The organism is Burkholderia sp. DN3021 (assembly GCF_049805555.1).
Taxonomy (GTDB): Bacteria; Pseudomonadota; Gammaproteobacteria; order Burkholderiales; family Burkholderiaceae; genus Burkholderia; species Burkholderia pyrrocinia_C.
In genome coordinates this window covers 1-8,284 of record NZ_JBNCAB010000151.1, presented here as the reverse complement: position 1 = coordinate 8,284, position 8,284 = coordinate 1, and the positions used below count along the sequence as shown (strand labels likewise).

The 8,284-nt window shown below is 65.1% G+C and carries 9 protein-coding genes and 1 pseudogene; 2 read left to right on the top strand and 8 right to left on the bottom strand.

All coding sequences use genetic code 11. The features are described from left to right. Positions 1-57: 57 nt before the first annotated feature. The 6 genes and pseudogenes from ACPUER_RS35425 to flhD all read right to left on the bottom strand — a co-directional run. Positions 58-456, bottom strand: a pseudogene (locus tag ACPUER_RS35425) (Hpt domain-containing protein); the annotation flags it as partial. 33 nt (positions 457-489) lie between these two features. Next, complete coding sequence (locus ACPUER_RS35420; protein WP_425133408.1) at positions 490-867, bottom strand: response regulator; 378 nt, start codon at positions 865-867, stop codon at positions 490-492. Positions 868-891: 24 nt separating this feature from the next. Beyond that, positions 892-1,911 carry a flagellar motor protein MotB gene (gene motB / locus ACPUER_RS35415; RefSeq protein ID WP_425133407.1) on the bottom strand — a complete coding sequence of 340 codons (1,020 nt, stop codon included), beginning with the start codon at positions 1,909-1,911 and terminating at the stop codon, positions 892-894. 13 nt (positions 1,912-1,924) lie between these two features. Continuing rightward, a complete protein-coding gene (gene motA, locus ACPUER_RS35410; protein ID WP_072443097.1) occupies positions 1,925-2,785 on the bottom strand; it encodes a flagellar motor stator protein MotA in 861 nt (286 codons plus the stop codon). A gap of 168 nt (positions 2,786-2,953) precedes the next feature. Further along, a complete protein-coding gene (flhC, locus tag ACPUER_RS35405; protein WP_425133406.1) occupies positions 2,954-3,508 on the bottom strand; it encodes a flagellar transcriptional regulator FlhC in 555 nt (184 codons plus the stop codon). Between the two features lie 92 nt (positions 3,509-3,600). Next, positions 3,601-3,921 carry a flagellar transcriptional regulator FlhD gene (gene flhD / locus ACPUER_RS35400; protein ID WP_069746442.1) on the bottom strand — a complete coding sequence of 107 codons (321 nt, stop codon included), beginning with the start codon at positions 3,919-3,921 and terminating at the stop codon, positions 3,601-3,603. Positions 3,922-4,588: 667 nt separating this feature from the next. Here flhD and ACPUER_RS35395 point away from each other — a divergent pair. Then, positions 4,589-5,653 carry a glycosyltransferase family 4 protein gene (locus ACPUER_RS35395; protein WP_034183895.1) on the top strand — a complete coding sequence of 355 codons (1,065 nt, stop codon included), beginning with the start codon at positions 4,589-4,591 and terminating at the stop codon, positions 5,651-5,653. 111 nt (positions 5,654-5,764) lie between these two features. Here ACPUER_RS35395 and ACPUER_RS35390 read toward each other — a convergent pair whose 3' ends face one another. After that, positions 5,765-6,061, bottom strand: coding sequence for an H-NS histone family protein (locus tag ACPUER_RS35390; RefSeq protein ID WP_006489320.1), 297 nt, complete (start codon positions 6,059-6,061; stop codon positions 5,765-5,767). A gap of 300 nt (positions 6,062-6,361) precedes the next feature. Here ACPUER_RS35390 and aqpZ point away from each other — a divergent pair, with 300 nt between their 5' ends. Then, positions 6,362-7,105 carry an aquaporin Z gene (gene aqpZ / locus ACPUER_RS35385; protein ID WP_072443091.1) on the top strand — a complete coding sequence of 248 codons (744 nt, stop codon included), beginning with the start codon at positions 6,362-6,364 and terminating at the stop codon, positions 7,103-7,105. Positions 7,106-7,236: 131 nt separating this feature from the next. Here aqpZ and ACPUER_RS35380 read toward each other — a convergent pair whose 3' ends face one another. Next, positions 7,237-8,061, bottom strand: coding sequence for a Cof-type HAD-IIB family hydrolase (locus ACPUER_RS35380; protein WP_425133405.1), 825 nt, complete (start codon positions 8,059-8,061; stop codon positions 7,237-7,239). Positions 8,062-8,284: the final 223 nt, after the last annotated feature.

Below are 8,284 nucleotides of genomic sequence, written 5' to 3'. Positions count from 1 at the left end.
GTGGGATGATTATTTTTTAAAAAACCCCCCGCCCGCGCCCCCCCCCCCCCCCCCCCCCCCCGCGCCGCTCTCGGCCTTCAACCGTTCGAGCTTTGCGCAGATCGTCGCGGCGGCTGCCGCGTCCGGTTCGGCGCTCGCGCGGTAGTCGACGAGTTGGTCGGACAACACGTCCTTGGTCTCGAGGAACGCGTCGATCATCTCCTTGGTCAGCGTCAACTCATGGTTGCGCGCGCGGTCGAGCAGCGATTCGAGGATGTGCGTCGTATCGGTCAGCGCGGAAAAGCCGAACGTCGCCGCGCCGCCCTTGATCGAATGCGCGGCGCGGAAGATCGCAGCGAGGTCTTCGGGGTCGGGCGAGTCGACGTCGAGGTTCAGCAGAAGCTGCTCCATCTGCGCGAGCAACTCGTCCGCTTCGTCGAAAAAGGTCTGGTAGAACTGCGTGATATCGAGAGTCATGCCCGGTCACCGGTTGGATTCGTCGCGTTCATTTCAGGAGGCAGCCGGCTCGGACAGCGTCGCGACCAGGTCGACCAGCACGACCGGATCGATCGGCTTCTCGATCCAGCCGGTCGCGCCCGCGTCGCGTGCGGCGTTCTTGAAGGCATCGCTGCCTTCGGTCGTCAGCACGAGGATCGGCGTGTCCGCATACGCGGTCAGCTTGCGCAGCGCGGCGATCACCTCGAGCCCGCTCTTGCGCGGCATGTTCTGGTCGGTCAGCACCAGGTCGTACGGCGCGGTCGCGGCCATGTCGAAGCCGGCTTCGCCGTCCGGCGCCACCGTCACGTCGTAGCCGGCCTGCGCAAGCGTCGCCTGCAGCAGCGCACGCATGGTCGCGGAGTCGTCGATGGCGAGAATGGTTCGGATCATGTCTGTCTCGGAATCTCGGGAACGTCAGGGTTTCGGCGCCGCGGCGGCGGCACTCGCGACCGCCGGACGCGCGGCCGGCGCCGGGCCGGCGAGCTGCTGCGCGAGCAGCTTCGAGCCCGCCGCGTCGGCCGACAGCGTCGTGGTCGTCGCGTCGTCGCGCATCAGCGCTTCTTCGGATTTGCGGTTCAGCACGATCACGCTGATCCGGCGGTTCTCCGGATCGAGCGGGTCGGCCTTGTTCAGGTTCTGCGTCGACGCGAGGCCGAGCACGCGCAGCACTTTCGCCTCGTCCATGCCGCCGGAAATCAACTCGCGGCGCGACGCGTTCGCACGGTCGGCCGACAGCTCCCAGTTGCTGTAGCCGCCCTCGCCGCCCGCGTACGGCACGGCGTCGGTGTGGCCCTGGACGATGATCCGGTTCGGCACGTCGTTCAGCGTCTTGCCGATCTCGCGCAGGATGTCGCGCATGTACGGCTCGACGTGATCGCTCGACATCGCGAACATCGGCCGCTTCTGCGTATCGACGATCTCGATGCGCAGCCCCATCAGCGTCGAATCGATGCGGATCTGCTGCTTGAACTGGCGCAGCGTCGGGTTGGCCTCGATCGCGGCCATCAGCTTGATCTGCAGGTCGTGCAGGCGCGCCTGCTCGCGCCGCTCGATCGCGCCCTGCGCCTGCGCTTGCGCCTGCTCGTCGACCGGCTTCGCGACGCGCTCGGCGAGCGACGTCGTGCCGTCGGTGCGGCGCAGCGTGCCGGCGTCGGTACTCGACAGGTCGCGGCCGCCGGCGTTGATGATGCTGGAGTCCTGCGAGTTGCGGTCGCCGCTGCCGAACAGCGCGGCCTTCAGCGGCGTGTTGAAGTATTCGGCGATCCCCTTCAGCTGCACCGGCGTGACCGAGCTCAGCAGCCACATCAGCAGGAAGAACGCCATCATCGCGGTCATGAAGTCCGCATACGCAAGCTTCCATGCGCCGCCGTGGTGGCCCTTCTTCGCCGGGGCCACCCGCTTGACGACGATCGCGCGATCCTTGCTCTTGCTCATTGGTCGCTCCGCGTCACTTCGCCTTCACGCGGCGCACGTGCTCTTCGAGCTCGGAAAACGACGGCCGCTCGGTCGAGAACAGCACCTTGCGGCCGAACTCGACCGCGATCGCCGGCGCATAGCCGTTCAGCGTCGCGAGGATCGTCACCTTGATGCACTGGAACATCTTGGTCGACTCGGCGACGCGCTGCTCCGCGAGGCTCGCGAGCGGCCCGATCAGCCCGTACGACAGCAGGATCCCGAGGAACGTGCCGACCAGCGCCTGCGCGATCATCGCGCCGAGCACCGCGGGCGGCTTGTCCGCGGACGCCATCGTGTGCACGACGCCCATCACGGCCGCGACGATGCCGAACGCCGGCATCGCGTCGCCGACGCGCATCAGCGCGTGCGCGGGGCCTTCGCCTTCCGAGTGGTGCGTCTCGATCTCCTCGTCCATCAGGCTCTCGATCTCGAACGCGTTCATGTTGCCGCCCACCATCAGGCGCAGGTAGTCGGTCAGGAATTCGACGATGTGGTGATCGGCGAGGATCTTCGGGTATTGCGTGAAGATCGGGCTCTTTTCCGGATCGTCGATGTCGGCCTCGAGCGTCAGCGTGCCTTCCTTGCGCGCCTTCGCGAGCAGCACGTACAGGAGCGCCATCAGCTCCATATAGACGTCCTTCGTGTATTTCGAGCCCTTGAAGAGCGTCGGCAGCACGCGCAGCGTGGCCTTGATGGTCTTGCCACCGTTGCCGAGGATGAATGCGCCGACGCCGGCGCCCACGATCATCAGGATCTCGATGGGCTGGATCAAGGCGCCCAGATGCCCGCCTGCCAGCGCATAACCGCCGAAGACCGACAACAGCGTCACGAGTGTTCCCACGATAATCAGCACTGCCTGTCCCTCATGAAAGACCGGCGGGAAGATCGCCGTTAAACAGGTTTACGGCAGTCGGCAGGAAAACTTTCGCGGCCGCCCGGCGGCGGCCCGACGGTGTTTACCAGCAGTCGGCAGACGGTTCGCGCGGCCCGCGGCAGCCGCTTGCACCCCGCCCGGCGGCGCTCAGGCCGCAGCGGCGGCCAGTTCGGCGCGCGCGGCGGCGGCCTTGCGGGTCTTGCCCGCGCGCGACGGCGGCTGGCACAGGCCGCAGACGAAACCTTGATGCGGATCATGCGCGTGCGCGACGAAGTGGCCGCCGCAGCGCGTGCACGGGGTCATCTGCAGTATCCCCGAATCGAAGAAGCGCACGAGCGTCCACGCGCGTGTGAGGCTCAGCGCGGCCTCGTCGCCGGACAGGTTCACGTGCTCCTGATAGAGCCGGTACGCTTTCACGATCGACTGGATCGGCTCGCAGCGGCCGTGGTCCTGCATGAACCGGTAGATGTTGTAGAACAGCGACGAGTGGATGTTCGGCTGCCACGTCATGAACCAGTCGGTCGAGAACGGCAGCATCCCCTTCGGCGGCGACACGCCCTTCAGTTCCTTGTACAGCTTGATCAGACGGTCCCGCGATAGGCTCGTCTCCGCCTCCAGCAACTGCAGCCTGGCGCCCAGTTCGATCAGTTCGATGGCGAGGGTGATTTCCTTCACCTCGATCACGACGCTTTTGCTTGCCATGGTGATAACCGTCCGCTTGACGTGGTTCGGATGGATGGCCAATACGCTGCCGGCCGGCGCGGCACGCCGGGACAAACGCAAGGCGGGATGGATCAGCGGACGCTTTCGACCTGCTGCCCGGCCATCAGGATGGCCGAGTGGGCATGCGCGACGACATCGCTGCGGCCCTTGTCGGCGAGCGACGACAGCAGTGCGTGATCGTCGAAGCGGAAGCGGCACAGCATCTGGTTCGACGCGGCGAGCTTCACGGTCTGTGCGAGCGTGAGGTTCGCGAGCACGTCGGCCAGTTCCTGGGAAATTCCCATGCGGAACATGCCCATCGCCTTGTCTTCCCGCAACAGGCGTTGCGCGAGGAGGAGGTACGACAGGTTGACCTCTTTGATCTCACTGAGCATTTCGCTGGTAGCGCTCATGATTCCCCCGTTAAAGAGCTTTGCTTTGGCCATTCGTGTTATGACAACGTTTGCTCGATCAGCGCGCACCAGGCGCTCAGTCGGCTCGTTTATATTCTTACAGGGCGAATTTTGGCCAAACGGCATTTATGTCGGTATCAGCGAAGTGGCGTATGCCGCGCAGGATTTGTCTGTAATCCGTGTAGGAATTTTTCCGACAAGGCGAATTGAAAGGGGACAATCGGGAAAGCGGGTGACGGCGCGGATTCGGCCGAGATGGGCCCGATGGCCGCCGCGCAATGGCGGAAGGCCTGCCGGCAAGGCCGCCGACAATCGGATCGGTAAAAATTATAGTGGTTTTTCACGATGGCGCAACAATAGTTGATTCTGTCTCGATTTATGTTTTCCCGCCCTTTTTCTCGGGGTTTTCGCGTATTTCATCGTGTAACAAGCCTTAAGTGTTTGAAAAAACACTCGAACCCCTCAGGCCGATATCGATAATGGACTCCAATGGGCGGCGGCGCGAGCCGTGCCGGCCCGCCCCGCAGCTTGCCGTCCGGCGCCCCGCGCACCCCGCCCAGGGCCCGGCCACGTACCGCCAACAGCGTGCGTCGGCGAGTTCCGCAACCTTGTAGGGGATCCGCATCGGCGCCGCAGCGCCCACACGGATCGACATCGGAGAACATCCATGCGAATTGCCCAGATCGCGCCCCTTTACGAAGCCGTCCCGCCGAAACTCTACGGCGGCACCGAGCGTGTCGTGTCCTACCTCACCGAGGCGCTCGTCGAACTCGGGCACGACGTGACGCTGTTCGCCAGCGGCGACTCCGTCACGTCGGCCCGCCTCGAGGCGGCCTGGCCGCGCGCACTGCGGCTCGACCCGTCGATCCGCGATTCGATGGCGCCCCACATGCGGCTCCTCGAGCAAGTCGCCCGCGTCGCACATGAATTCGACGTGCTGCACTTTCACCTCGATTACCTGCCGTTCCCGCTGATGTCGCGTCTCGACACGCCGTACGTGACGACGCTGCACGGCCGCCTCGACCTGCCGGAGTTGCAGCCCGTGTTCGACTCGTTCCCGGACGCGCCGGTCGTGTCGATCTCGAACAACCAGCGCAAGCCGCTGCCGCAGGCCGCGTGGGCCGGCACCGTGTACCACGGGCTGCCCGACACGCTGCTCACGCCGCAGCCGGGCGTGAAGCCCGAATATCTCGCGTTCCTCGGTCGGATCTGTCCCGAAAAGCGCGTCGACACGGCGATCCGGATCGCCGCGCAAAGCGGACTGCCGCTGAAGATCGCCGCGAAGGTCGACAAGGCCGACGCCGACTACTTCAAGGAAGTGATCGAGCCGCTGCTCGGCCAGGCGCACGTCGAATTCATCGGCGAGATCAACGAAGCGCAGAAGCCCGCGTTCCTGTCCGGCGCGAAGGCGCTGCTGTTTCCGATCGACTGGCCGGAACCGTTCGGCCTGGTGATGATCGAGGCGATGGCGTGCGGCACGCCGGTCGTCGCGTTCAATCGCGGCTCGGTGCCGGAAGTGATCGAGGACGGCGTGACCGGCTTCATCGTCGAGGACGTGCAGGGCGCGGTCGGCGCATTGCACCGGATCGACAGCCTGTCGCGCACCGCGATCCGCGAACGGTTCGACACACGTTTCAGCTCGAAGGCCATGGCGCAGCGTTATGTCGAGACTTACGAATCGCTTTGCACGGCTACCAGGCAACCGGCATTGCGCCGGGTCGCAGGCGCCTGACGCGGAAATCCGCGCGGAAATATTCCGTAAAATCCGCGCCGAAATCGGCGCGCAAAACCGCAAAGCAAAAGAGCCGCATCGACGATGCGGCTCTTTCTTTTTGGCTTTCCGTCATTCGATCAGGAATCGATCGCGGTTTTTCCCGACGATCCAATTCGGCGGCTTGCCGCGCCCGCTCCAGGTCGCACCCGACTTCGGATCACGGTATTTCGGGGGCAGCGGCGCCTTCTTCGGCGGGCGGCCGCGCCGCGCCCGCTCCGCGAAGCCCAGGTCCTGGGCCGTCAGGCCGTATTCGGCAATCATTCGCTGGACGTCGGCAATCACCGCCGCCACTTCCTGGCGGCGTACGTCGTCCGCCTGGGCCTGCAGATCGGCGATCTGCGCCTTGAGTTTCGCGTATTGAGACATTTTTTCGACTCCCTTTTCGATGATGCGGCCCCGGCGAATCCGACCGGGACACAAACATCCGTTACGCCATCCGTACTGCCGCCCTGCCCTTCGAAATAAATACAGTCATCTTTAACCAATTCGGCTATATCGAGAATGCGGGCTTATTCTAATAAAAGGCATTCGCCAGCCATTCAAATTTAACAATCGTTGACCCTCCCGGACCCGATTCATTTCCTATAATCCAGACCAATTCCGGGCGACGGAATAAATCCGTCGTGTCGTCCGGTTGTTTTCAACCCACTTGAACGAGGTCCTTACATGAAGCTTTCTCAGCGTCTCGCTGCAGAGGTATTCGGCACGTTCTGGCTGGTGCTCGGCGGGTGCGGAAGCGCTGTGCTGGCCGCCGCCTTTCCGGGCCTCGGCATCGGCTTTGCCGGCGTCGCACTTGCCTTTGGCCTGACCGTGCTGACGATGGCATTCGCAATCGGCCACATTTCGGGCTGCCACCTGAATCCGGCGGTGAGCGTCGGCCTGACGGTCGCCGGGCGTTTCCCGGCACGCGATCTCGCGCCGTACATCGTCGCGCAGGTTGTCGGCGCAACGCTCGGCGCGTTCGTGCTGTACCTGATCGCGACCGGCAAGCCGGGCTTCGACGTCGTCGGCAGCGGCTTTGCGACGAACGGCTTCGGCGAGCGCTCGCCCGGCCACTACTCGCTGGCGGCATCGTTCATCTGCGAAGTCGTGATGACGGGTTTCTTCCTGTTCGTGATCCTCGGCGCCACCGACAAGCGCGGCGTGCCGGCCGGCTTCGCGCCGATCGCGATCGGCCTGTGCCTGACGCTGATTCACCTGATCTCGATTCCGGTCACCAACACGTCGGTGAACCCGGCGCGCTCGACCGGCCCGGCGCTGTTCGTCGGCGGCGACGCGATCGGCCAGCTCTGGCTGTTCTGGGTGGCACCGCTGATCGGCGCGGTACTCGCCGGGATCATCTACCCGCTGGTCGCAGGGCGCGACGACGCCGTCGACCTGCTGCCGGCATCGGCTCGCACAAGCGAATAAAACACTACGGGGTTACGCGAGCAGAGCAGCGAGCCTCACGCTGTCGAAGAACATCGAGGCAGGCAATTTCGACGGGCGCCCTTGGCGCCCGTTTTTCATTGCCGCTCGGGAAGCACGCTCGGGGCGTTCGCTCAGGAAGCGGCGACGTTGTCCTCGAGCGAGAACAGCGTGCGCAGGTGGCGGGCGACGCCCGCATCGAAGTTGTTGCCGATTCGCGGGATGTGCGGCAGCCGCGCGACCAGGTCGGGATTTGCGTTGTTCATCATGAACGCGTGGCCGGCGGTTTCGAGCAGGTCGATGTCGTTCATGTTGTCGCCGAACGCGACGCAGTGGCCGGTATCGACGCCGAGCCGCGCGAGCACCGTGCGCAGCGCGCGACCCTTCGACACGTTCGCGGTCATCACTTCCAGACAGTCGGGCAGCGAGTACGTGACGTACAGCGCATCGCCGAACCGCACGCGCATCCGCTCGGCGACGATCGCCAGATCGGCCGGTTCGCCGATATACAGCACCTTCGCGATATCCGCGCCGTCGTGCGCGGGCATGTCGATCACGTCGTACCGGAAGCCCGAATCCTGGTGGAATGCGAGCAGGTGCGGCGCATCGCGGTCGATCAGCCAGCCCTGGTCGGTGAACAGGTTGACGATCACGCGGCCATGCGTGCCGACGACGTCCGGCTGCACGAGGCCGCGGACGATCGCGGGATCGATGTCCTGCGCGTGGATCGTCGTGTCGTCCGGCGCATGCACGCGCGCGCCGTTCGACGTGATCAGGTACGGCCGGATGCCGAGCACGTCGCGAATGCCCGCGACGTCAGCGTAATGGCGCCCCGTGGCGATCACGAACTGCAGGCCGTCGCGCTCGAGCCGGCGGACGGTATCGATCGTGTACGGATCGAGCTGGTGGTCGCTGTTCAGCAGGGTACCGTCGAGATCGGTGGCGATGACTTTGTACATGGGACGGAAGAATGGCGCTCAGGGCTCTGCGGAACGGCCATTCTAACGTCGCGCCCGGCTGCGCGCCGGACGGTTCCCGGTCAGGCGCCGCCTTCGGCGCCGCTGCGGAGCGCCGTCAACCCGCCTTCAACCGCCTTCCGCAGCCCGCAGCGCCTGCAGCGCGAGCTGCAGCGCGCCATGCGCCGAATCGTCGAGCGGCGCGCGCAGCCGCGCGGCGTGGCGC

Bases quoted from the DNA above. Each gene is read 5' to 3' on its own strand.
- motB (WP_425133407.1), bottom strand. From the start codon at position 1,911: ATGAGCAAGAGCAAGGATCGCGCGATCGTCGTCAAGCGGGTGGCCCCG.
- ACPUER_RS35380 (WP_425133405.1), bottom strand. From the start codon at position 8,061: ATGTACAAAGTCATCGCCACCGATCTCGACGGTACCCTGCTGAACAGC.
- ACPUER_RS35395 (WP_034183895.1), top strand. From the start codon at position 4,589: ATGCGAATTGCCCAGATCGCGCCCCTTTACGAAGCCGTCCCGCCGAAA.
- flhC (WP_425133406.1), bottom strand. From the start codon at position 3,508: ATGGCAAGCAAAAGCGTCGTGATCGAGGTGAAGGAAATCACCCTCGCC.
- ACPUER_RS35420 (WP_425133408.1), bottom strand. From the start codon at position 867: ATGATCCGAACCATTCTCGCCATCGACGACTCCGCGACCATGCGTGCG.
- aqpZ (WP_072443091.1), top strand. From the start codon at position 6,362: ATGAAGCTTTCTCAGCGTCTCGCTGCAGAGGTATTCGGCACGTTCTGG.
- ACPUER_RS35390 (WP_006489320.1), bottom strand. From the start codon at position 6,061: ATGTCTCAATACGCGAAACTCAAGGCGCAGATCGCCGATCTGCAGGCC.
- flhD (WP_069746442.1), bottom strand. From the start codon at position 3,921: ATGAGCGCTACCAGCGAAATGCTCAGTGAGATCAAAGAGGTCAACCTG.